Raw genomic sequence first — 23839 nt, forward strand, 5'->3', positions numbered from 1 at the left:
TCACGCGGCCCCCGCATCGGCGCCCGCGCCGGGCAAAGCGATTGCGGCGGGTCTCCTGTCCGCCGCCAGCGACGCCTGGGGCAGGTCCCACAGAAAACCCTGCGCCAGCAGCGCATGCCCGTCGCCAGCGGCGAGCGGCTCCAACAACGCGAGCATGGGCGCGTTTTCCACCCGCTTGAAGATGACGCCGATGCCGCGCCGCGCGCATTCGGACAACAACTTGCCCGCCTCCCGGTCCTGCACGATGGCGCGCGCGTCCAGCTTGAGCGTTTCCGGGCGCGTGCATTGCAGCAGCGCCAGCCCCTGTGCGGCGTCGTGGACGTTGACCGCGATGCGAAAGCCGTTGCGCCGGTAGTTGTCGGCCACGTAGTTCACCAGCCAGCCCTGGTGGCGCGGTACCAGCGGCAGCTGCAGCACCACCCTTTCCTGCGGCAGGCCAAGCAGTTCCAGGATGCGGCGGAACGCGGCACCGTGATTGCCGTCCACCGCTGCCAGCAGCCGCGCATGCACGCTGAGGTACAGGTCGCTGCCGTCCGCTTCCGGCTGGCGGAAGAAATTGATCGAATGAAGCATGCGGCACAAGCGGTCGAGTTCGACCGACTCGTCGTCGTTGGCCGCATGATCGAGCAGCTTCCACACGCACAGCCCCTGGTCGCTCTCCGAATAGCTGCGCGCAAAGCCTTCGTAGCCGGCGATGCGGCCGGTGCCGAGCTCGCGGATCGGCTGGAAGGCGCTGGTCAAGGTGGAATTGAAATAGCGTCCCTGGGCGCGGCCTCCGGCATCGGTCCAGACCCGCATTCCCGACTGCGGCGTGCTGTGCAGGCGGGCGAGATAGTGTTCCAGCGCGTGGTAGGGAATCGCGGCGTGCATGGTGGCTTTTCCTGTGGATGTCGGTGGGAGGCGGAGAATTATTTCTTGCCGGGCTGATAGATCTGGTCGAAAGTGCCGCCGTCCGCGAAATGCGTCTTCTGCGCCTTGGCCCAGCCACCGAAGACCTCGTCGATGGTGAACAGACTTACCTTGGGAAATTGCGCCGCGTATTTCTTAGCGATCTGGTCGTTGATCGGACGGTAGTAGTTTTTCGCGGCGATCTCCTGCCCCTCGTCGCTGTAAAGGTATTGCAGGTAGGCTTGCGCGACCTTGCGGGTGCCGCGCCTGTCGGCGACCTTGTCCACTACGGCCACCGGCGGCTCGGCCAGGATGCTTTGCTGCGGCGCGACGATCTCGAACTTGTCCGGGCCGAGTTCCTTGATGGCGAGGATGGCTTCGTTTTCCCAGGCGATCAGCACATCGCCGATGCCGCGCTCGACGAAGGTGGTGGTCGAACCACGCGCGCCGGAATCGAGCACCGGCACGTTCCGGAAAATCCGCGCGACGAACTCCCTGGCCTTCACATCGGTACCGCCCGGCTGCCTGAGCGCGTAGCCCCAGGCCGCAAGATAGTTCCAGCGCGCGCCGCCGGATGTCTTCGGGTTCGGCGTGATGACCTGTACGCCCGGCTTGACCAGGTCGCCCCAGTCCCTGATGCCTTTCGGGTTGCCCTTGCGCACCAGGAACACGATGGTCGACTTGTATGGCGCGCTGTTGTGCGGCAGCCGCTTCTGCCAGTCATTCGCCACCAGTCCCTTGTCGGCGATCTCGTCGATGTCGTATCCGAGGGCCAGCGTGACGACATCGGCGTCCAGGCCGTCGATCACCGAGCGCGCCTGCTTGCCGGAGCCGCCGTGCGACTGCTTGACCGTCACGTTGTCGCCGCTCTGCGCCTTCCATTTGGCGGCGAACGCCTTGTTGACGTCCTGGTACAGCTCGCGCGTCGGGTCGTACGACACGTTCAGGAGCGTGACGTCGGCGGCACGTACGGAGGGCGCAGCGAGCGAAATGGGCACGATGGCCAGCGCCGGCAGGATCAGTTTTTTCAGAATCATTGTGTTCTCCCTCAAAGTGTTTTCGGAAGACCACAGGTTATTGAAATGCCCATCGAATCAGAACGAATACTTTTGCCGTTCTTTATTCGCTTTCTTTATATAGGTTGTTTCGTTCCATAAACAATCGCGTCACCATCTGACAAGGACGCGCGGCCCGCCTTTCGGGGCGCTGCGAAAAAAGTGGTTGCGCGGAACCTTATTGGATTTTCATGCCTCTATGTCCAGAAATGCCATTCGGCTTCCGCTGCCTGCGGCCGCGTCCACGGTACTTGCCTTGAACGCGCCGGCTCGGCGCATCGACGCGAAGGAGAAACATGGACGATCAGCTGCAGCCCGTCACCCGCGCGCAGGAGTGGCGCGCCTTCCTGTTCCTGACCGTCGTCATGGCGCCGATCCTGGCGGTCATGGTGGTGGGCGGGTATGGCTTCTTCGTCTGGATGTTCCAGTTGATTACCGGACACCTGCCGTCCGGCGCATGACACGCGTGGCACGCATGTCGTTCCTTCCCCATACCGAAAGCAGCTCATGCCCCAGGAAATCCATATCGCCGGGATCGTGATCCATGCGCGCGCCGCCGAGCTGCGCGCGATCCGTTCCTACCTTGCCCTGCTTCCCGGAGCGCAGGTGCATGCCGTCTCGGACGAGGGCAAGCTCGTCGCCACGCTGGAAACCGACAGCACGAAGCGTACGGTGGATTACATGGACGCCATCCGCGCGCTGCGCGGCGTGCTCAACGTGGCGCTGGTCTACCAGCACGCCGAACCCAGCTCCGCCCTGGATGAGGAAGTCGAAACATGAAACTGACCCGCCGTGAATTCATCAAGCAGACCGCGGCCATGACCGCCGCCACCGCGGCAGGCATCCCGCTCGATACGCTCGGCTCCAACGTGGTGACCGACGCTTCCCGTACCCAGCTCACCTGGAGCAAGGCGCCCTGCCGCTTCTGCGGCGTTGGCTGCGGCGTCAACGTCGGCGTCAAGGACGGCCGCGTGGTGGCCACCCACGGCGACATCAATGCCGAGGTCAACCGCGGGATCAACTGCGTGAAGGGCTATTTCCTGTCGAAGATCATGTATGGCGAGGACCGCCTGACCCGGCCGCTGCTGCGCATGAAGAACGGCAAGTACGACAAGAGCGGCGACTTCGCGCCGGTGTCGTGGGACACCGCGTTCGACGTGATGGCGCAGCAATTCAAGAAGACGCTGCGCGACAAGGGGCCGACCGCCGTGGGCATGTTCGGCTCCGGGCAGTGGACGGTATGGGAAGGCTACGCGGCCTCCAAGCTGTTCAAGGCGGGCTTCCGCTCCAACAACATCGACCCCAACGCGCGCCACTGCATGGCGTCGGCGGTGGCCGGTTTCATGCGCACCTTCGGCATGGATGAGCCGATGGGCTGCTACGACGACATCGAGAATGCCGACGCCTTCGTGCTGTGGGGCTCGAACATGGCCGAGATGCATCCGATCCTCTGGACCCGCGTCACCGACCGCCGCCTGTCGGCGCCGCAGGTGCGCGTGGCGGTGCTGTCGACCTACGAGCACCGCAGCTTCGACCTGGCCGACCTGTCGCTGGTGTTCCGACCGCAGACCGACCTGGCGATCCTGAACTTCATCGCCAACTACATCATCAAGAACAACGCGGTCAATCGCGACTTCGTCAGCAAGCACACGCGCTTCGTCCTCGGCAACGCCGATATCGGCTACGGCCTGCGCCCGCAGCACCCGCTGCAGGCCGCGGCCAAGAACGCGGCCGACGCCGGCGGCGGCAAGCCGATCAATTTCGACGACTACGCGAAATTCGTCAGCGCCTACGACGTCGATTCGGTCGCCAAGCTGTCCAACGTGCCCAAGGAAAGGCTGATCCGCCTGGCGCAGCTCTATGCCGACCCGAAGGTGAAGGTCATGTCGTTTTTCACGATGGGTTTCAACCAGCACACGCGCGGCACCTGGTGCAGCAACCTGCTGTACAACATCCATCTGTTGACCGGCAAGATTTCCTCGCCGGGCAACAGCCCGTTCTCGCTGACCGGCCAGCCCTCCGCCTGCGGCACCGCGCGCGAGGTCGGCACCTTCTCGCACCGCCTGCCGGCCGACATGCTGGTGGTGAATCCGAAGCACCGCGAAGTCGCCGAAAAAATCTGGAAGCTCCCGCCCGGCACGATTCCCGACAAGCCGGGCTACCACGCCGTGCTGCAAAGCCGCATGCTCAAGGATGGCAAGCTCAACGCCTACTGGGTCATGTGCAACAACAACATGCAGGCCGGCCCGAACATCATGCAGGAAATCCTGCCCGGCTGGCGCAACCCGAACAACTTCGTGGTCGTGTCCGACCCCTACCCGACGGCCAGCACGATGGCCGCCGACCTGATCCTGCCGACGGCGATGTGGGTGGAAAAGGAAGGCGCCTACGGCAACGCCGAGCGGCGCACCCAGTTCTGGCACCAGCTGGTCAACGCGCCGGGCGAGGCCCGCTCCGACCTGTGGCAGCTGGCCGAGTTTTCCAAGCGCTTCAAGATGGAGGAGGTGTGGCCACCCGAGCTGCTGGCCAAGGCGCCGCAATACCGCGGCAAGACGCTGTTCGAGGTCCTGTTCCGCAACGGCCAGGTCGACAAGTTTCCCAGTTCGCAGATCGAGCCCGGCTATGCCAACGACGAGGCGAAGGCCTTCGGTTTCTACATCCAGAAGGGCTTGTTCGAGGAATACGCCTCGTTCGGGCGCGGGCATGGCCACGACCTGGCGCCGTTCGACATGTACCACAAGGAGCGCGGGCTGCGCTGGCCGGTGGTCGACGGCAAGGAAACGCGCTGGCGCTACCGCGAGGGCTACGATCCCTACGTCAAGCAGGGCGAAGGCGTCCAGTTCTACGGCATGCCTGACGGCAAAGCCGTGATCTTCGCGCTCCCCTACGAAAAGGCGGCGGAAGAGCCGGACAAGGAATATCCGTTCTGGCTGTCGACCGGGCGCGTGCTGGAGCACTGGCACACCGGCACCATGACGCGCCGTGTGCCGGAGCTGTACCGCGCGATGCCCAACGCGGTGTGCTTCATGCACCCGGAAGACGCGCAGGCGCTCGGCGCGCGGCGCGGCGACATGATCGAAATCGCGTCGCGCCGCGGCTCGATCCGTTCGCGCGTCGAAACGCGCGGGCGCGACCGCCCGCCGCGCGGCCTGGTGTTCGTGCCCTTCTTCGATGCCAGCCAGCTCATCAACAAGGTGACGCTGGACGCCACCGACCCGATTTCATTCCAGACCGACTACAAGAAATGCGCGGTCAGGATTCGCAAGGTGTAAGGAGGCGGCCATGAGATGGATACTGACACGCGCACTGACCGGCATGCTGGCAGGCTGGCTGTTGCTGCCGGCGCTTGCCTGTGCCGAGGAATTCTACGACCGCATGCGCGGCCCGACTCCGCTCGACCAGACCACGCAGCCGCCGCCCATCGTCAATCCCGACAACAGCGACGTGCGGCGCTCGCGCAACTATGCGATGCAGCCGCCGGTCATCCCGCACAAGATCGAAGGCTACCAGCTCGACAAGAATGCCAACCGCTGCATGATGTGCCATGCGCGCACGCGCACTCAGGAAAGCCAGGCGCCGATGATCAGCGTTACGCACTTCATGAACCGCGACGGCAATTTCCTGGCCGAGCTTTCGCCGCGCCGCTATTTCTGCCTGCAGTGCCATGTGCCGCAGGCCAACCTGAACCCGCTGGTCAACAACCAGTTCGTCGATGCCGACACCATGCTGAACAAGCCGGAGGCAGCGCCAGCCCCGGCCAAGCGCAAATAGCGGAGCTCGAATGAAGAACCTGATCCGCCGCTACTGGCATATCCTGCGCCGGCCAAGCGCCCACCTGAGCTTCGGCCTGCTCACCATCGGCGCATTCATCGCCGGCATCCTCTTCTGGGGCGGCTTCAATACGGCCCTGGAAGCGGCCAACACGGAACAGTTCTGCACCGGCTGCCACGAAATGCGCGACAACGTGTATCAGGAGCTGCAGGGCACGATCCACTTCACCAACCGCAGCGGCGTGCGCGCCAAGTGCGCCGACTGCCACGTGCCGCACAACTGGACCGACAAGATCGCGCGCAAGATGCAGGCGTCCAAGGAAGTGTGGGGCAAGATCTTCGGCAGCATCGACACGCGCGAGAAGTTCGAGGAAAAGCGGCTGGAACTGGCCACCCACGAATGGAACCGGTTCAAGGCGAACAATTCGCTCGAATGCCGCAACTGCCACCTGTACCAGTCGATGGACTTCACCAGGCAGAGCAAGCGCGCCGTCGACGCGCACTCCACCCAGCTCGCCTCCGGCGAAAAGACCTGCATCGACTGCCACAAGGGCATCGCGCACCGCCTGCCCGACATGTCGGGAGTCAGGTAGGCTCTTACCGCCGTCCGTCCCCGGCAGGCGCGGGGTCGGCGGTGGTGCCCGAGCTCTCGCCGGTCCCGGTTCCCCCGCCGGTGCTGCCGATGCCTTCCCAGGTGCGCGACATGGCCCGGTCCGACGTGACCCGACCGGTGTCCGCAGAAGAACCGCTTTCCCCCCGCACTTCGTCGCCGCCGGATGCGCTGCTGCCTGCCGTGCCGCTGGCGCCGGAACTGTCGCCGCAGGCACCGCTCTTGTCGGCGCAGCCCGCAGCCCTGTCGCCCGAGGGCGGCGCGTCACTCTGTCGAGCCCCCGCTCCCGCAGAGCCGGCGCCGGCGGCCTGCTCTCTAGGCTGCACGGTAACGGCGCTCGGCTGCGCCGCTGCCACGGCGGACATGCCGAGCATGCAGGCGAGCATGCATAAACGCTGTACTTTCATGATGACTCCTCGTCATGGCCCCTCGCGGAGCGAAATCCATCGTTCAGGATTAGACCTTCCGAAGAACGGGGGTTCTCATCATTTTTCCAGCCGCGCCTGTCGCTCAGTTGAAGCGCCCCGCCGCCCCCGCCATGCTGTAGCGCCCTGCGCCCAGCAGCGCCACCGTCAACGCGGCGACAAGGAACATGGCCTGCAACTCGAGCGCCCAGCCGCCTGTTTGCGCCACCGAAAAGAACTGCTCGGTGTGGACCAGCAGCACGGCGACCACCATATTGATCGCAATGACGAGCGCTGCCAGCCGCGTCCACACACCGAACAGCACCAGCAGCGGTGCGAGCACTTCGCCGATGAAAACCAGGTAGCCCAGTGCCGGCGGCATGCCAGCCTTGGCGACCGTTGCCGTAATAAAACCCACACCGCCCATGATCTTGGACACGCCGTGAAACAGGATCAGCAGCGCGAGCGTCGCGCGCAAAATCAGTTTCCCGAAATCCTCAGAGACAGCCCCAGTTTGTTTCCCATGCATGGTCGGCTCCTTTCCTTGGCTGGATACCTGGATTTCAGATGCTTGAAAAAGCGGAATAGTTCTTTCGCCAAATTCCCTCCTTCACGCTCGCTTGTCATTGCGCAAAATGCATGGGGCTGACGCGCCGCAACTGGCGTTCGCACCAATTCTGCCTATGCTAGTGGTTCGTCTTCACTTTTCCAGGAAAGGAGCATCATGGGCACACAGAAGAATGTCGCCATTTTTGTCGGCAGCCTGCGCAAGGAATCGCTGAACCGGAAAATGGCCCATGCCCTCATCGGGCTGGCACCGCCTTCGCTCAAGATGGAGATCGTCGAGATCGGCGGCCTGCCCTTGTACAACCAGGATTTCGATCCCGACCCGCCCCAGCCTGTGCGCGACTTCAAGCAGCGCGTGCAGGCCGCCGACGCCGTGTTGTTCATCACCCCGGAATACAACCGCTCGGTGCCGGGCGTGCTGAAGAATGCGATCGACACCGCTTCCCGCCCGTACGGGCAAAGCGCCTGGGAAGGCAAGCCGGGCGCGGTGATCAGCGTTTCGCCGGGCAAGATCGGCGGATTCGGCGCCAATCACCATCTGCGGCAATCGATGGTGTTCCTCGACGTCCCGATGATGCAGCAGCCGGAAGCGTATATCGGCGGCGCCGGCGAACTGTTCGACGACAAGGGCGGCATCGCGAACGACTCGACGCGCGACCTGATGCAGAAATTCCTGCAGGCGTTTGCACAATGGATAGAACGGAACGCCAGGAAGTAGGCGGCGTTCCCGCACGAACCTGCGCGAACCTGCAGTATGCGGCCGCAGTCAAATCAACCGGATTGACGGGCATGCGCGCGTGCCCGTTTTGCCTTGCCTGCCCTGCCTGATCAACGAGCCGGAGAAAATGATGACGACCATTGCCGAAGTAATGACTCCCGATGTGACAGTTGTAGCGCCACAAGACACGATTCAAAAGGCTGCGAAGATGATGGCCGAGTGGAATGTCGGCGCGTTGCCGGTATGCGACGGGAAAAAACTGATCGGCATGCTGACCGACCGCGACATCGCGGTACGCGCAGTACCGACCGGGAAAGCGCCCGCCGATATCCGGGTGTCGGACATCATGAGCAAGGAAGTGCGCTGGTGCTTCGCCGACCAGCAAATGGGCGAAGTATTGCAGGAAATGGGCTCCGAACAGGTCCGCCGCATTCCCGTCCTGAACCGCAACAGCATGGAACTGGTCGGCATCGTGTCGCTAGGCGACTTTGCGGCCCGGTGGAATGCCCACGTGGACAAGACGATGCAGAAAATCTCCACGCCCTCGGCACCGGTGCGCCCGGCGCCGCATTAATTCAATGCATGATCAATGGCAGCACGATGACGCCCCAGGTCATCGCCGCCAGCGCCAGCGCCAGGAAAACGGCTGCGCTGCCGAAGTCTTTCGCGTTCTTCGACAGCGGATGACGCTCGAACGAGATGCGGTCGACGACGGCCTCGATCGCGGAATTGATCAGCTCGACGATGAGCACCAGCGTCAGCACCGCCAGGAGCGCCACCTTCTCCAGCGCGCTCACGGGCAGCAGGAGCGCCGCGATGGCTGCCGGCACGGCCAGCATCAGCTCCTGGCGGAACGCATGCTCGTTTCGCCAGGCGGCCTTGAAACCCTGGATCGAATAGGAAAAGGCGTCGTAAATCCGCCTGATGCCGCTTTTGCTCTTGAACTCGCTGATCTGTGGTTCGTTTTTCATCGTCGTTCTTTGTACTGCTCCAGGAACGTCTTCCCGGACGGCGCCGGCAAGTCGCGGTAATCGGTCCAGCCGCCGGCAAATGGCAATCTTGATACGGTCTTCTTGCTGCCTGCCAACAGGCGCAGGAAGCGTACACCGATTTTGCTCGCCAGTCGATAAAGCGCCGGCCGTTTCGCAACATACGCCCAGGCCATCAGCCCCAACCGCTCCGTCATCGGCCGCAGATGCCGTTCCACCTGTTTTTCGCGCAGCTTGCGCAGCAGGTCGGGCAGTGGAATCTTCACCGGGCACACCACGTGGCATTCGCCGCACAGGGTCGAGGCCTGCGGCAGGTCGAGCGCATTCTCGATCCCGACGTAGGACGGCGTGAGCACGCTGCCCATCGGCCCCGGATAGACCCAGCCGTAGCTGTGCCCGCCGATCTTCTGGTAGACCGGGCAATGGTTCATGCAGGCGCCGCAGCGGATGCAGCGCAGCATCTCCTCGAACTCGCCGCCGATCAGGCCAGTGCGCCCGCCGTCGACCAGCACGTAGTACATATGCTCCGGGCCGTCCTGGTCGCCGGCGCGCTTCGGCCCGGTCAGGATCGACACGTAGTTCGAGATCGACTGGCCGGTGGCCGAGCGCGGCAAGAGGCGCAGCACGGTCGCGAAATCCTCCAGCGTCGGCAACACCTTTTCGATGCCGGTCACCACCACGTGCACCTTGGGCGGCAAAATCGTGCACATGCCCTCGTTGCCTTCGTTGGTGACGATGGCGACCGAACCGGTTTCGGCGATCACGAAATTGCCGCCGGTGATGCCCATGTCGGCCGACAGGAATTGCGGGCGCAGCATCTCGCGCGCCTCGCGCGTCATCTGCGCAATGTCGGTCAGGCGCGGCCGCTTGTGCACGCGCGCGAACAGGTCGGAAATCTCTTCCTTGTCCTTGTGCACCACCGGCGCGATGATGTGCGACGGCGCTTCGTTGTTGTTGATCTGCAGGATGTACTCGCCGAGGTCAGTCTCGATCGGCTGCACGCCGGCGGCTTCCAGCGCGCTGTTCAATGCCATTTCTTCCGACACCATCGACTTCGACTTGGTGGCCTTCTTCACGCCGTGCTTTTGCGCGATCTCGACCACCAGGCGCGACGCGTCTTCCGCGCTTTCGGCGAACAGCACGGTGGCGCCGGCGGCGGTGGCGTTCGTCTCGAAGATTTCCAGCCACACGTCGAGGTTCTCGATCGCCCGCATGCGGCGCTCGATGGCGGCGTCGCGCGTTCCTTCGAAATCGTCCAGCTCCAGGATGGCCGAGGCGCGGCCGCTGACGAACTTGGTGGACAGCTTTTTCAGGTTCTGCTGCAGGCGCCGGTCGGCCAGCTTCTGGCCGGCGCGCGCCTTGAAATGCATGGACTGGACTTGCATCAGATATCTCCCGCCAGCACTTGCGCCACATGCAGCACGCGCGTCTTGTCATCGCCGGTGCGGCGCAGGCGCCCCTCGATGTTCAGCATGCAGCCGAGGTCGCCCAGCACGACCGCGTCGGCGCCACAGTCGTGGATATTCGCGCATTTTTCATCGACGATGGCTGACGAGATATCGCCGTATTTGACGGAAAAGGTGCCGCCGAAGCCGCAGCACTGCCGGCTGTCCTTCATTTCCGTGATCTCGACGCCGGCCTTGTCCAGCAGCTCGCGCGGCTGCCGCTGCACGCCGAGCTCGCGCAAGCCGCAGCAGGAATCGTGGTAGGTGACCTTGCCCGGATTCTTGCCCGGCCCCGGCAGCCGGTCGAGCTTGACGACGGAATGCAGGAAATCGGTCAGCTCGTAGACGCGCGGCGCCAGCCGCCGCATGCGCGCCAGCCAGGCCGGATCGTCCGCGAACAGGTCCATGTAGTGGATCTTGACGTTGCCGCCGCAGGAGCCGGACGGAATCACGACGTAGTCGAACGCCTCGAATTCCGTGACAAACTTTTCCGCCAGCGCGCGCGCCGCCTTGCGGTCGCCCGAACTGTAGGCCGGCTGGCCGCAGCACGTCTGCGACTGCGGCACCGTCACTTCGCAGCCGGCCGCTTGCAGCAGCTTGAGTGTGGAAAAGCCGATTTCCGGCCGCATCGCGTCGATCAGGCAGGTAACGAACAAGCCGACTCTCATGGGGTTGCCCTCGCGGTGGATACAGGGATCATTATGACGCGCCGAGCGAAAACAGGTCGGCGGATACCGGCGAAATAATGCCTGCCATCCTGTCAACTTCCCTGTAACTCTTTTTCATTTTTTCACAATGTGATATAAAGCATATACTGCAACGCATCAAATGCAACATGAAACCTGAACAAGCTTCCGAGAATAGTCAAATTTCGATCCAAGTGATCGAGCGCATGATTTCGTTATTGGATGCGCTCGCCCAGTATCCCGATCCGGTCAGCCTGAAAGAGCTGTCCACCGTCACCAGCCTGCATCCGTCGACCGCACACCGCATCCTGAACGACTTGGTGGTCAAGCGCTTCGTCGATCGCGCCGAAGGCGGCACCTATCGCCTCGGCATGCGCCTGCTGGAGCTGGGCAATATCGTGAAGAGCCGCCTGAACGTGCGCGAAGCCGCGCTCGATTACATGCGCGCGCTGCATCGCAAGACGCAGCAGACGATCAACCTGTCGGTGCGCCAGGGCGATGAAATCGTGTACATCGACCGCTCCTTTTCGGAACGCTCCGGCATGCAGGTGGTACGCGCCATCGGCGGCCGCGCGCCGCTGCATCTGACCTCCACCGGCAAGCTGTTCCTGTCGGTGGACGACCCCAAGCTGGTGCGCGCCTATGCGACCCGCACCGGACTGGCCGGCCACAACAAGAATTCGATCACCGACCTCGCTAAGCTGGAACGCGAACTGAGCCTGGTGCGCGCGCGCGGCTATGCGCGCGACAACGAGGAACTGGAACTGGGGGTGCGCTGCATCGCCGCCGGAATCCACGACGATACGGGCAAGCTGATCGCCGGCCTGTCGATTTCCGCGCCGGCCGACCGACTGCAGGACGATTGGGTGGACGACCTGGTGTCGACCGCCAACGAGATTTCCTCCGTGCTTGGCTACGTGCCGGAAGGCGCCGCCGCCTGATCCAACCCGGGACGCCGCATAAAACAGGCAGGCCGCTTCGCGCGGCCCTGCCCATTTGTGCCTTCTCTATCCCTGCCCGTGCAGCCAGACGCGCATCAGGGATAGCAGCTGCGCCACGTCCACCGGCTTGGTGATGTAGTCGGACGCGCCGGCCGCCAGGCATTTGTCGCGGTCGCCCTTCATCGCCTTGGCAGTCAGGGTGATGATGGGCAGCGCCTTGAAGCGCGGGATGCTGCGGATGGCGCGCATGGTGTCGTAGCCATCCATCTCCGGCATCATGATATCCATCAGCACGATCTCGACATCCGGCTCCCGTTGCAGCACCTCGATGCCGTCACGCCCGTTTTCCGCGAACAGCACCTTCATCTGCTGCCGTTCCAGCACCGAGCTCAAGGCGAAGATGTTGCGCAGGTCGTCGTCGACGATCAGCACCTTGCGCCCGGCCAGGCCACTATCGGAAACGCGGATGTCTTCCAGCATGCGGCGCTGCACCTCCGGCAGGCTGGCCGGCGAACGATGCAGGAACAGCGCGGTTTCATCCAGCAGGCGCTCGGACGAACGCACATCCTTGACGACCACGGTTTTCGCGATGCGCTTCAGGCGCGCCACTTCCTTGCGGTTCAGGTCCTTCGCGGTATAAACCACGATCGGCAGGTCGCGCAGCGCATCGTCCTCGCCGATCATGTCGAGCAGCTCGAAGCCGCTCATGTCCGGCAGCGACAGATCCACCACCATGCAATCGAACGGCTGCGAGGCCAGCTCGCTCAACGCTTCCTGCCCGGTGCCGACAGCGACGATATTGACGTCGGAAGCGTCGATCAGGTCGATCATCGATTCGCGCTGAAGCGCGTCGTCCTCGACGATCAGGAGATTGCGCTTGCCGCGGCTCAGGAATTGCTGGATGCGGGCGAACTCTTCCTGCAGCCGCTCGCGGTCGACCGGCTTGTGCAGGCAGGAGATCGCGCCCCGCTGCAGCGCGCGCTCGCGCACCAGCGTCCTGCCCATGACGTGCACCGGGATGTGGCGCGTGGCGGGGTCCCGCTTGAGGCGGTCCAGCATGGCGAAGCCGCCCATGTCGGGCAAGTCGATATCGAGCAGGATCGCCACCGGCAGGTAGTCGCGCGCCAGCGTCAGGACGGAGGCGCCCTGATGCGTGACGATACCCTTGAAGTTCTTCTCGCGCGCATAGTCGAGCAGGACGTTGGCAAAGCCGGCGTCGTCCTCGACGATCAGCATCGCCGGATCGCCGGGCGCAATCAACGTGCGATCGTCCAGCGCGCTTTCGAATTCGACGAAGGGCGTGTCCATGCCGGGCATGGACACCGCCGGCCGGGCAACGTCCAGGACAGGCTGGGCCAGCATGTCGCCCTCGCCCGCGCCGGCCAATGCCATGCTCCCATCCGCCTGTGCCGGTCCAGTCTGGCTGCCCGCTTGCTGCTGGACATAGAACGGCGCCGGCGGCACGCCGTAATTCATGAATGCGACGCTCTGATAAGGCAGGTACAGCGTGAACGTGCTGCCGGCGCCGATCACGCTTTCGACGCGGATCTCGCCGCCGAGCAGGCGCGCCAGCTCGCGCGAAATCGACAGGCCCAGCCCGGTGCCGCCGTACTTGCGCGCGGTGCTGCCGTCGGCCTGCTGGAACGCCTCGAAGATCAGCTGCAGCTTGTCGGCGGCAATGCCCACGCCGGTGTCGGTCACCGAAAACGCCAGCACGCCGTCGGCTTGCGCGAGGCTGGGATTGTCTGCGCTCCAGCCGCTCTTTGCCATGCCGATCTGCAGCGCCACCCGGCCGCGGTTAGTGAACTTGAAGGCGTTCGACAGCAGGTTCTTCAGGATTTGCTGCAAGCGGGTGGTGTCGGTCATCATCGACGGCGGCAGCGTCGGCCCAAGCTCCACCGAGAAGCCGAGTTGCTTGGCCTCGGCCATGTGGCGGAAGGTGCGCTCGACATAGCCCGACAAGGTGCGGAAGCGGTACTCGCTCATTTCGAGCGTGACGGTGCCGGACTCGATCTTGGACAGGTCGAGGATGTCGTTGATCAGCGTGAGCAGGTCGCTGCCGGAACCGTAGATGGTCCGGGCGAATTCCACCTGCCGCTCGGAGAGGTTGCCGTCCGGGTTGTCCGACAATTGCTGTGCCAGGATCAGCAAGCTGTTCAGGGGCGTGCGCAACTCGTGCGACATGTTCGCCAAAAACTCGGACTTGTACTTCGACGACAGGGCCAGCTGCGTCGCCTTTTCCTCCAGGGCCAGCTTGGCCTGTTCCACTTCGCGGTTCTTGCGCTCCACCTCGTTGTTCTGCTGCGACAGCAAGCGCGCCTTTTCCGCCAGCTCCAGGTTGGTCTGCTGCAGCTCCTGCGCCAGTGATTGCGATTGCCGCAGCAGGCTCTCGGTGCGGCTGTTGGCCTCGATCGTGTTGAGCACCACGCCGATGGTTTCCATCAGTTGGTCGAGGAAGGACAAATGGGTTTCGGTGAAGCGGTCCAGCGAGGCGATCTCGATCACCGCTTTCACCTGCTGCTCGAACAGGATCGGCAGCACCACGATGTTGGTCGGGGGCGCTGCGCCCAGGCCCGAGGAGATCTGGATGTAATCGCGCGGCACGTTGGTGAGCCAGATGCGCTGCTTTTCCAGCGCGCATTGGCCGACCAGCCCTTCGCCGGGCAAGAACGAGGTCGGCAGCTTGCGGCTGGAGCGGTAGCCGTAGCTGGACGTCATGCGCAGGCGGGCGTCGTCGTCGCCCGAGTCCATCATGTAGAACACGCCGTGGTGGGCCGACACCAAGGGCGCCAGTTCCGACAGGATCAGGGTGGTGACGGCGGACAGGTCGCGCTGGCCCTGCAGCAAGCGGGTGAAGCGCGCGAGATTGGTCTTGAGCCAGTCCTGCTGGGCATTCTTTTGCGTGGTTTCCTTCAGGTTGCGGATCATCTCGTTGATGTTGTCCTTCAGGTCCGCCACTTCGCCGCGCGCCTCGACCTGGATCGAGCGCGACAGGTCGCCGCGCGTCACCGCCGTGGCCACTTCCGCGATCGCGCGCACCTGCGTAGTCAGGTTCGCCGCCAGCTGGTTGACGTTCTCGGTCAAATCCTTCCACGTGCCCGAGGCGCCCGGCACGCGTGCCTGGCCGCCGAGCTTGCCTTCCACGCCCACCTCGCGCGCCACTGTCGTCGCCTGGTCCGCGAACACTGCCAGCGTATCGGTCATCTCATTGATCGTGTTGGCCAGCGCTGCGATTTCGCCGCGCGCCGCCACAGTCAATTTCTTCTTCAGGTCGCCGTTCGCCACCGCAGTCACGACGCCAGCGATGCCGCGCACCTGCGCCGTCAGGTTGGCCGCCATGAAGTTCACGTTGTCGGTCAGATCCTTCCAGGTGCCGGCCGCACCTTTCACCTGCGCCTGGCCGCCCAGTTTGCCCTCGGTGCCCACCTCGCGCGCCACGCGTGTCACCTCCGAGGCGAACGACGACAGCTGGTCGACCATCACGTTGATGGTGTCCTTCAGCTGCAGGATCTCGCCCTTCACGTCCACCGTGATTTTCTTCGACAAGTCGCCGTTCGCGACCGCCGTCGTCACTTCCGCGATGTTGCGCACCTGCGCCGTCAGGTTAGCCGCCATGAAGTTCACGTTGTCGGTCAAGTCCTTCCAGGTGCCGCCCACACCGGGCACATAAGCTTGTCCGCCCAGCCGTCCCTCGGTGCCGACCTCGCGCGCCACCCGCGTCACTTCCGAGGCGAACGAGCGCAGCTGGTCCACCATCGTGTTGATCGTGTCTTTGAGCTGCAAAATCTCGCCGCGCACGTCCACCGTGATTTTCTTCGACAGGTCGCCGTTGGCCACCGCGGTGGTCACGTCGGCGATGTTGCGCACCTGCGAAGTCAGGTTGCCGGCCATCGAGTTCACCGAGTCGGTCAAGTCTTTCCAGGTGCCGGCCACGCCCGGCACATTCGCCTGCCCTCCCAGCTTGCCCTCGGTGCCGACCTCGCGCGCCACGCGCGTGACTTCCGAGGCAAACGACGACAGCTGGTCGACCATCACGTTGATGGTGTCCTTCAGCTCCAGGATCTCGCCCTTCACGTCCACCGTGATCTTTTTCGACAAGTCGCCGCGCGCAACAGCGGTCGTCACTTCCGCGATGTTACGCACCTGGCCGGTGAGGTTGGACGCCATGAAGTTCACGTTGTCGGTCAAGTCTTTCCAGGTGCCGCCCACGCCCTTGACCTGTGCCTGGCCGCCCAGCTTGCCTTCGGTGCCCACCTCGCGCGCCACCCGCGTCACCTCCGACGCAAAGGAATTCAACTGGTCCACCATCACGTTGATGGTGTCCTTCAGCTCCAGGATCTCGCCCTTCACATCGACCGTGATTTTCTTCGACAAGTCGCCGTTCGCAACCGCCGTCGTCACTTCCGCGATGTTGCGCACCTGCGCCGTCAGATTCGACGCCATGAAATTCACGTTGTCGGTCAAATCTTTCCAGGTACCCGCCACGCCGGGCACATAAGCCTGCCCGCCTAGCCGTCCCTCGGTGCCCACCTCGCGCGCTACGCGCGTCACTTCCGAGGCGAACGAGCGCAGCTGGTCCACCATCGTGTTGATCGTGTCTTTGAGCTGCAAAATCTCGCCGCGCACGTCCACCGTGATTTTCTTCGACAAGTCGCCGTTGGCCACCGCGGTGGTCACATCGGCGATGTTGCGCACCTGCGAAGTCAGGTTGCCGGCCATCGAATTCACCGAATCGGTTAGGTCTTTCCAGGTGCCGGCCACGCCCGGCACATTCGCCTGCCCTCCCAGCTTGCCCTCGGTGCCGACTTCGCGCGCCACGCGCGTGACTTCCGAGGCAAACGACGAGAGCTGGTCGACCATCGTGTTGGCGGTCGAGGCCGCGCGCAGGAACTGGCCTTTCAACGGGCGGCCGTCGACGTCGAGCGACATTGTCTGCGACAAGTCGCCCTTGGCCACCGCGCCGATGACGCGCGCCATTTCGGTGGTCGGGTGCACCAGGTCGTCGATCAGGGTGTTGACCGACTTGACCATGGCGGCCCAGCCGCCCGACACCGCCGGCACCGAGGCGCGCTGCGACAGGCGGCCTTCGCGCCCGACCACCTGGCTGACTTCGGTGACGCCCTTGACCATCTGCTCGTTGGTTTCGATGATGTCGTTGAGCGTGTCGGCAATCTTGCCGGCCAGCCCCGTCCAGTCCGACGGCATGCGCACCGAAAAGTCGCCCTTCTTGAATGCGGTAAGCACGCTCAGCAGCGCCTTGGCATCCAGCTCGTGATCTTGCTCGTGATCTTGCTCTTGTTCTTGCTTTTGTTCTGACCGGCTATTCATTCAGCGTCTCCCCATTACGACTTGATGCACGTTCGTTATTGTCAATTTCAGGCTTTGTCCCGCACTGATCGGCGCTCCGTTACGCTCATACGCGGCGAAGTGTTTCCCTTGGGAAAAGATTAAGTATTTTGTTGCAAACACAGTCCTCGAGCAATGTCTCAATTTCACCTAGGCAGGCAAACTGAGCTCGTATTGATAATTATCAAAATCGGAAAATGAGAGAGCGCGAGTACGGCGGAAAACGCCACGGCCTCGCAAGGCCATCATCAGCGTGCCGAACTGGCATCCTGCAGCGCTTTTTTCCTACGCGGGACAGCGGAATGTGTAGAAGAAGACCGGTTGTTATCTTTGTCGGCGTCGCTTGCCCGCTTGTCGCGCGGCTTGGCTTCCTCGCCATAGCATCCGCCGCCTGCGTTTTTGTCGCCGTTATCAACCGGAATCGAGACGGTGAGCGCCGTTCCCCGGTCCTGTGCCGTGTCGATGTCGAGATCGCCCCCCAGAGCGCTGATTCGCTCCTTGATGCCGATCAGGCCAAAGGAATTGGCTTTTCGCCGGCACCCGGGAAAGATGCCGACACCATTGTCGGCCACGCGCATATAGAGCCGGTTGTCCGCCTGGTGGACTTCGATCTTGGTTTTGGTCGCGCGCGCATGGCGAAACACATTGTTCAGCGATTCCTGCAATACCCGGAACAACGCCGTGGCGCGGCTGTCGTCGACCACCAGTTCCTTGTCCGATAATTCCAGCTCACAGGCAATGCCTGTGCGCCGCTGGAATTCCTTCACCTGCCACTCGATGGCCGCACTCAGCCCAAGATCGAGGACAGTCGGACGCAGATTGTTGATGATCGAGCGCATCGCTTTCATGGTGGCATCGATATGATCGAGCACCGCGTGCACCTTGCCGTTGAGCTTGGGATGCGTGGATGCCGTGCGCGCATGCAGCATGGCGATATCGATACGCAATGCCAGCAGGTTTTGTCCGAGTTCATCGTGGATTTCGCGCGCAATGCGCTTGCGCTCGTCTTCCTTCACCCGCTCCTGGTAGCTGGCCAGCTCGCGCAATTCGTTCTGCGACTGGCGCAGTGCTTCTTCTGCCTGCTTGCGCTCGTTGATGTGCTGCAGGTCTAGCCGGCGCTGCGCCTGCAATTCTTCATTGAGATTTTCCAGGTCGTGCTTCTGGTGCTGTAACTGCATGTTTTTCTTTGCCAGCTCGACAAAGACGGCAACTTTGCTCTGCAGTATCTGCGGAATGATGGGCGTGAACAGGTAATCGACCGCGCCTTTCTGGTAACCCTTGAGGCGGTTCATTTCATCCGCGTAGTGGGCGGTCACGAAGATGATCGGCACCGATGCCGAGCGCGGATGCGAGTGGATCGCTTCGGCGGTTTCGAAGCCATCCATGCTCGGCATGCTGACATCGAGCAGGATCACCGCGAAATCGTGGTTGAGTACGTGGCGCAGCGCCTCTTCGCCGGAACGCGCGGTCATGACCTCGTAACTGTTCCGGTCCACCAGCAGGCTAGACAGCGCCAGCAGGCTGGCCGAGTCGTCGTTTACGAGAAGGACTTTGGGAACAAACACGAACAATCGAACGCCTATGCAAAAGAAAAACGGCCTGCAGAAGCCGGCACACCTGTTTGTCGATGATGCCGCAACTTCTTGGGACCGCCATTCATGGGTTAATTCGAATCTACGATCGGCTTCACCACTATGCGCGTCTTCCATCAAGACGGGCAATACAACGTCGGTAGCATGCCACTTGCACAACACGCTGCAAATTTAATAATCCAATCTAACACAGATACAGGAAAACGGCTGTAACCAAAATTCTATGAAAGCCGTTCCGAACGACAAAAGAAAAGGCGGTCGCAGCCATCTGGCTGCGACCGCCCTGGAGGATCTATGCGTGGAAACTTAGCTTTGATGCGGCGTCACCTGGGTCAGCGCCTGATGCTTGTTCACTTCGAGCCATTTACGGATGCGCCCGGCATCGGCCAGGCGAGAATCCTTGCCCTTGGAGTCAAGAAAAACCATCACGACGGGGCGACCATCGATCCTGGTTTGCATCAACAGACAACGCCCTGCTTCGGTGATATAGCCGGTCTTTTGCAGGCCGATCTCCCAATGAGGATTCATCACTAGCCGATTCGAATTAATGTATTGCAATACTTGCTTGCCGGTGTTCACCGAATACTTGCTATCGGTTGAATATTCGCGAATCAGTGGATGCCTGTAAGCCGCCACAACCAGCTTGGCCAGATCGCGCGCAGTCGCGACGTTTTGGCTGGACAGCCCAGTGGAATCGACGTAATGAGTATTGGCCATGCCCAAGGCCTTGGCCTTTGCATTCATAGCAGCAACAAATGCCGGCAGTCCTCCCGGATAGTGGCGTCCCAGCGCGGAGGCGGCGCGATTTTCCGAACTCATCAGGGCGATATGCAGCATATCGGAACGCTTCAGGTGCGAACCGACGCGCAAGCGCGAGGCGCTGTTTCTTTCTCGGTCAATATCGTCCGCCGTCACCTCCAGCACCTCGTCCATGTCCTGGCGCGCTTCCACCACGACTGTCGCAGTCATCAGCTTGGTCAGGGATGCGATCGGCAACGGAACGCTGGAATTCTTTTCAAACAAGACTTGCGAATTGGTCTGGTCGATGACAAACGCGACATTGGATTTCAAGGCCAACGGATCGCGTGTTGCGTTCAAGCCAGCCAGATCGCCGGCCGTCATGACCGGCGGCATCACCGGCAAGGCCGGCGTGTAGGCCACGGGCTGAACCGCATTGCGATGTGTGACATGGGCGACGACAGGCTTCTTGCCGGATTTCCTGTGCGACTTGTGTGACGCTTGCCGGTGCTTCGCGTGGGCATGGCTTGCCACTTCCGTTTTACTTTTGGAACTCTTTTTGTGAACGTGCTTCTTTACGGAAGACTTTGTAGCGGACTTGTTTTCGGCGTGTACCGCAGGAACAGTGACCGACAGGGCACATATTGAAAAAACGACCCGTAGCGCGGACTTGAACATCGGCATCCCCCCCATTTCATGCTCGAATTCATTATATCTTGCAGTCTAGCAAAATAGTGAAAATCAGCAAGAAAATGAGAGGGTTAGCACAGGCAGTTAAACAAATTTCTTACTGCAAATTGATACCCCGCAAACAAAAAGCCCGTCCACTAGGTGGAAGGGCTTTTCAATCTATTGGATGAGGGTGAATTTGCGTTACAAGGCTTCGGCAATCGCGCGTCCAAGATCCGCCGTTGCGGCCGATCCGCCCATGTCTGAGGTAAAGGGCGCATGCCTCGGTCCGGCTTCCAGCACCTTTTCGATTGCGCGAAGGACGGCCGCGCCCGCTGCATGATGCCCGAGGTGTTCCAGCATCATGGCGCCGCACCAGATCTGCCCGATTGGGTTGGCGATGCCTTTGCCGGCGATGTCGGGAGCGGAGCCATGCACCGGCTCGAACAGCGAAGGATAGTCGCGCTCCGGATTGATATTGGCCGACGGCGCAATCGCGATCGTCCCGGTGCAGGCGGGCCCAAGGTCGGACAGGATGTCGCCGAACAGGTTGGATGCCACGACCACGTCGAAGCGGTCCGGGTTGCGTACGAAATGCGCTGTCAGGATGTCGATGTGGTACTTGTCCCACCTCACGTCCGGATAGGACCTCGCCATTTCTTCTACCCGCTCGTCCCAGTACGGCATCGTGATCGAGATACCGTTGGACTTGGTGGCCGAGGTCAGGTGCTTTTTCGGCCGGCGCTGCGCCAGATCGAATGCGAACTTCAGGATGCGGTCGACTCCCTTGCGCGAGAATACGCTTTCCTGGAATACGACTTCGCGCTCGGTGCCCTCGTACATCTTGCCGCCGACCGAGGAATATTCGCCTTCGGTATTCTCGCGCACCACGTAGAAATCGATATCCCCCGGCTTGCGGTTCGCCAGCGGCGACGGGATGCCCGGCATCAGGCGGCACGGACGCAGGTTCACGTACTGGTCGAATTCGCGCCGGAACTTCAAGAGCGAGCCCCACAGCGAGATATGGTCCGGCACGGTATCCGGCCAGCCCACCGCGCCGAAGAAAATCGCGTCATGCCCGCCGATCCGGTCCTTCCAGTCGTCCGGCATCATCTGGCCGTGCTTGGCGTAGTAGTCGCACGACGCGAAGTCGAAATGATCCCATTTGAAATCGATACCGAATTTGCGCGCGGCGGCGTCCAGGACGCGCAATCCCTCGGGTACCACTTCCTTGCCGATGCCGTCGCCGGGAATGACGGCGATACGATGCGTGCTCATACTCTGCTCCTCCAATGATTACGCAAGATCTTAATGCGTATCGCCGCGCCGTTCATTAAACGGAAACTACTACATTATTTCCTCGAACGACATAATCGCTACTCGATGAACTTTGCGAACGTCGATACCGCTTCACGCTCCGTCACCAGCGTGTTCTCGATCTTGTCAGGATCGGCATAACCGAGCGACATGCCGCAAACGACCATTTCGTTGGGAGGCAGTTGCAGCACGTCGGCGATGATCTTGTGATACTGGGTGAACGCCGCCTGCGGGCAGGTGTCCAGTCCGCGCGCACGCGCGGCAATCATGACGTTTTGCAGGAACATGCCGTAATCGAGCCAGGAGCCCTGCTCCATGATGCGGTCGATCGTGAAGATCATGCCCACCGGCGCATCGAAGAAGGCGTAGTTGCGCCCGTGCTGGGCATGCATGCCCGCCTTGTTTTCGCGCGTCAGGCCCAGGAGCGCATACAAGTCCCAGCCGACCTTGCGGCGGCGGTCGATGTAGGGCGCGACCCATTCGCGCGGATAGTACGCATATTCCTCGGCATGCTGGCGGCTGAGCGACTGATCGTTATGTGCACGCAGCACTTCCGCCGACAGGCGTTCCTTGGCGGCGCCGGTCAGCACGTACACTTTCCACGGCTGGGTATTGGTGCCGGACGGCGCGCGGGCGGCGACGTCGAGAATCGACTCGACATCCTCGCGCGCCACCGGCGTGGGAAGAAAGGCGCGGATCGAGCGGCGCGAGGTAATCGCGCTATCGACCATCTTCTGCTGTTCGTTCTGGATCATGGTTATCCGACGGTTATGGTTTGCAACAAGGAGCGCATCCTTTCCGGAATCGCGCTCGGTCGGCGGGTGACGCGGTCGACATACACATGCACGAAATGTCCCTGCGCCGATGCGGTCTCCTCGTCGTTGCGGAAGATGCCGACTTCATAGCGCACGCTGGAGTTGCCCAGCTTCGTCACACGCAGGCCGGCGGTCACGCGATCCGGGAAAGTCACCGACGCAAAGTAATTGCACTGTGTTTCGATCACCAGACCGATGACACGGCTGCGCTCGATGTCAAGCGCCTCATTGGCAATCAGGAACTGGTTCACCACCGTGTCGAACCAGCTGTAATAGACGACGTTGTTTACATGCCCGTAGGCGTCGTTGTCCATCCAGCGCGTGGTGATCGCGTGGAAGTGCCGGTAATCGCTTCGCTTGTTTGCTTCTGCTCGCATTGCTCACTTTCTCACAACAAGTGCTACGCCAATGACGGCCAGCACCATGCCGGCCACGCCGACCATGCTGAACGCCTCCCCAAACATGAGCCACGCCATGACAGCCGTCGTTGGCGGGGTCAGGTACATCAGGCTGCTGACCTGCGTCGCCGCGCTCTTTCTGATGAGCGCGAACAGCAGGAAGATCGCGCCGATCGACAGCGCCAGCACCGACCACGACAAGGCGCCGGCGAACCGCGGCGTCCATTGCACGGCATCGAACGCGGGAGTCAGGTGCTCGAACGCGATGGCGAACGGCAGCACCACGACAATCGATGCGGCGAACTGGATCACGGTCCCGGTGCGCAGGTCGAAGCTCGGACAGTGACGCTTCTGGTACAGCGTTCCGATCGTAATCGACAGCAGCGCAAACACGCACAGCGCGATGCTTTGCCATGATAAGCCGATCAGCGAAATCTTGTTAACCACTACCAGGCCGACGCCGCAGATGCCGAACAGCAGGCCGATCCACTGGCGGCCGGTGACGCGCTCACCCACGAGCGGAGCGGCAAACGCGGTCAGGATCGGCTGCATGCCGACGATCAGCGCGGACAGGCCGGCCGGCATGCCGAGCTTGATCGCGCACCAGACGCCGCCGAGATAGCCAGCCTGCACCAGTGTTCCGGCCAGGGCGATCTGTCTTATCCGCCCGATCGTCCAAGGCGCCCTCGTCAGCAGCACCACCGGCAGCAGCACGGCCAGCACGCCAGCGAAGCGCAGCAGCAGGAAGGTCAGCGGCGGCGCGTACGGCAGGCCGAACTTGGCGACGACGAAGCCGGTGCTCCAGATCAGCACGAACAGGAACGGCATCGCGGCAATCCAGGCGTTAGGCCGCGCCGCCGCAGGCCGGCGTGCCTGGGTGGATGTGGTGGA

At 62.4% G+C, this 23839-nt stretch carries 22 protein-coding genes; 8 read left to right on the forward strand and 14 right to left on the reverse strand.

All coding sequences use genetic code 11. The annotated features are described in order from the left end of the window. Both FAY22_RS11490 and FAY22_RS11495 read right to left on the reverse strand, forming a co-directional pair. Entirely contained in the window at positions 1–870 is an 870-nt protein-coding gene (locus FAY22_RS11490; protein WP_246860487.1) for an EAL domain-containing protein, read from the reverse strand. Positions 871–908: 38 nt separating this feature from the next. Beyond that, complete coding sequence (locus tag FAY22_RS11495) at positions 909–1925, reverse strand: sulfate ABC transporter substrate-binding protein (RefSeq protein WP_146330331.1); 1017 nt, start codon at positions 1923–1925, stop codon at positions 909–911. Positions 1926–2239: 314 nt separating this feature from the next. Between FAY22_RS11495 and FAY22_RS11500 the strand changes: the two genes are divergently transcribed. From FAY22_RS11500 to FAY22_RS11520, 5 genes are read left to right on the forward strand one after another with little or no spacing between them, the layout of a single operon-like run. Beyond that, positions 2240–2404: a periplasmic nitrate reductase, NapE protein gene (locus FAY22_RS11500; RefSeq protein ID WP_146330332.1), complete on the forward strand. Its 165-nt coding sequence runs from the start codon at positions 2240–2242 to the stop codon at positions 2402–2404. 46 nt (positions 2405–2450) lie between these two features. Further along, the gene (locus FAY22_RS11505) at positions 2451–2723 is read left to right on the forward strand and encodes a chaperone NapD (protein ID WP_146330333.1); all 273 of its coding nucleotides are present in this window, start codon (positions 2451–2453) and stop codon (positions 2721–2723) included. Next, entirely contained in the window at positions 2720–5215 is a 2496-nt protein-coding gene (gene napA, locus FAY22_RS11510; RefSeq protein ID WP_146330334.1) for a nitrate reductase catalytic subunit NapA, read from the forward strand. The genes FAY22_RS11505 and napA overlap by 4 nt, the downstream gene beginning before the upstream one ends. Before the next feature lie 10 nt (positions 5216–5225). Then, positions 5226–5714, forward strand: coding sequence for a nitrate reductase cytochrome c-type subunit (locus FAY22_RS11515; protein WP_146330335.1), 489 nt, complete (start codon positions 5226–5228; stop codon positions 5712–5714). Positions 5715–5724: 10 nt separating this feature from the next. Then, on the forward strand, positions 5725–6306 hold the full coding sequence (locus tag FAY22_RS11520; RefSeq protein ID WP_146330336.1) for a NapC/NirT family cytochrome c: 582 nt from the start codon (positions 5725–5727) through the stop codon (positions 6304–6306). A 4-nt stretch (positions 6307–6310) separates the two neighbouring features. Here FAY22_RS11520 and FAY22_RS11525 read toward each other — a convergent pair whose 3' ends face one another. Together FAY22_RS11525 and FAY22_RS11530 are read right to left on the reverse strand one after the other, a co-directional pair. Next, positions 6311–6730 carry a hypothetical protein gene (locus tag FAY22_RS11525; RefSeq protein WP_146330337.1) on the reverse strand — a complete coding sequence of 140 codons (420 nt, stop codon included), beginning with the start codon at positions 6728–6730 and terminating at the stop codon, positions 6311–6313. Between the two features lie 103 nt (positions 6731–6833). Then, positions 6834–7256 (reverse strand): DoxX family protein, encoded by a 423-nt coding sequence (locus FAY22_RS11530; protein WP_146330338.1) that lies wholly within the window; start codon positions 7254–7256, stop codon positions 6834–6836. A 195-nt stretch (positions 7257–7451) separates the two neighbouring features. On the opposite strand from FAY22_RS11530, the gene FAY22_RS11535 reads away from it, so the two are divergent. Next, positions 7452–8012: an NADPH-dependent FMN reductase gene (locus tag FAY22_RS11535; RefSeq protein WP_146330339.1), complete on the forward strand. Its 561-nt coding sequence runs from the start codon at positions 7452–7454 to the stop codon at positions 8010–8012. Positions 8013–8139: 127 nt separating this feature from the next. After that, positions 8140–8586, forward strand: coding sequence for a CBS domain-containing protein (locus FAY22_RS11540; RefSeq protein WP_246860488.1), 447 nt, complete (start codon positions 8140–8142; stop codon positions 8584–8586). A gap of 1 nt (position 8587) precedes the next feature. On the opposite strand, the gene FAY22_RS11545 is transcribed toward FAY22_RS11540, so the two are convergent. From FAY22_RS11545 to FAY22_RS11555, 3 genes are read right to left on the reverse strand one after another with little or no spacing between them, the layout of a single operon-like run. Then, entirely contained in the window at positions 8588–8983 is a 396-nt protein-coding gene (locus FAY22_RS11545) for a diacylglycerol kinase (RefSeq protein WP_146330340.1), read from the reverse strand. Then, complete coding sequence (locus FAY22_RS11550; RefSeq protein ID WP_146330341.1) at positions 8980–10386, reverse strand: LutB/LldF family L-lactate oxidation iron-sulfur protein; 1407 nt, start codon at positions 10384–10386, stop codon at positions 8980–8982. The genes FAY22_RS11545 and FAY22_RS11550 overlap by 4 nt, the downstream gene beginning before the upstream one ends. Beyond that, positions 10386–11114 (reverse strand): (Fe-S)-binding protein, encoded by a 729-nt coding sequence (locus FAY22_RS11555; protein ID WP_146330342.1) that lies wholly within the window; start codon positions 11112–11114, stop codon positions 10386–10388. The genes FAY22_RS11550 and FAY22_RS11555 overlap by 1 nt, the downstream gene beginning before the upstream one ends. A 167-nt stretch (positions 11115–11281) precedes the next feature. Here FAY22_RS11555 and FAY22_RS11560 point away from each other — a divergent pair, with 167 nt between their 5' ends. Further along, a complete protein-coding gene (locus FAY22_RS11560) occupies positions 11282–12073 on the forward strand; it encodes an IclR family transcriptional regulator (RefSeq protein ID WP_146330343.1) in 792 nt (263 codons plus the stop codon). Between the two features lie 66 nt (positions 12074–12139). On the opposite strand, the gene FAY22_RS11565 is transcribed toward FAY22_RS11560, so the two are convergent. The 7 genes from FAY22_RS11565 to FAY22_RS11595 all read right to left on the reverse strand — a co-directional run bounded on the left by FAY22_RS11565 (position 12140) and on the right by FAY22_RS11595 (position 23776). After that, positions 12140–17401 (reverse strand): HAMP domain-containing protein, encoded by a 5262-nt coding sequence (locus tag FAY22_RS11565; RefSeq protein WP_146330344.1) that lies wholly within the window; start codon positions 17399–17401, stop codon positions 12140–12142. Positions 17402–17667: 266 nt separating this feature from the next. Next, entirely contained in the window at positions 17668–19128 is a 1461-nt protein-coding gene (locus FAY22_RS11570) for a response regulator (RefSeq protein WP_210411814.1), read from the reverse strand. 189 nt (positions 19129–19317) lie between these two features. Beyond that, positions 19318–20427: a D-alanyl-D-alanine endopeptidase gene (gene pbpG / locus FAY22_RS11575; protein ID WP_146333419.1), complete on the reverse strand. Its 1110-nt coding sequence runs from the start codon at positions 20425–20427 to the stop codon at positions 19318–19320. Positions 20428–20622: 195 nt separating this feature from the next. After that, the gene (locus tag FAY22_RS11580; protein ID WP_146330345.1) at positions 20623–21696 is read right to left on the reverse strand and encodes a tartrate dehydrogenase; all 1074 of its coding nucleotides are present in this window, start codon (positions 21694–21696) and stop codon (positions 20623–20625) included. A gap of 98 nt (positions 21697–21794) precedes the next feature. Further along, positions 21795–22490, reverse strand: coding sequence for a nitroreductase (locus FAY22_RS11585; protein WP_146330346.1), 696 nt, complete (start codon positions 22488–22490; stop codon positions 21795–21797). Positions 22491–22492: 2 nt separating this feature from the next. After that, entirely contained in the window at positions 22493–22927 is a 435-nt protein-coding gene (locus FAY22_RS11590; protein ID WP_146330347.1) for a thioesterase family protein, read from the reverse strand. Between the two features lie 3 nt (positions 22928–22930). After that, entirely contained in the window at positions 22931–23776 is an 846-nt protein-coding gene (locus tag FAY22_RS11595) for a DMT family transporter (protein ID WP_246860753.1), read from the reverse strand. Between the last annotated feature and the right edge of the window lie 63 nt (positions 23777–23839).

The organism is Noviherbaspirillum sp. UKPF54, assembly GCF_007874125.1.
Taxonomy (GTDB): Bacteria; Pseudomonadota; Gammaproteobacteria; order Burkholderiales; family Burkholderiaceae_D; genus Noviherbaspirillum.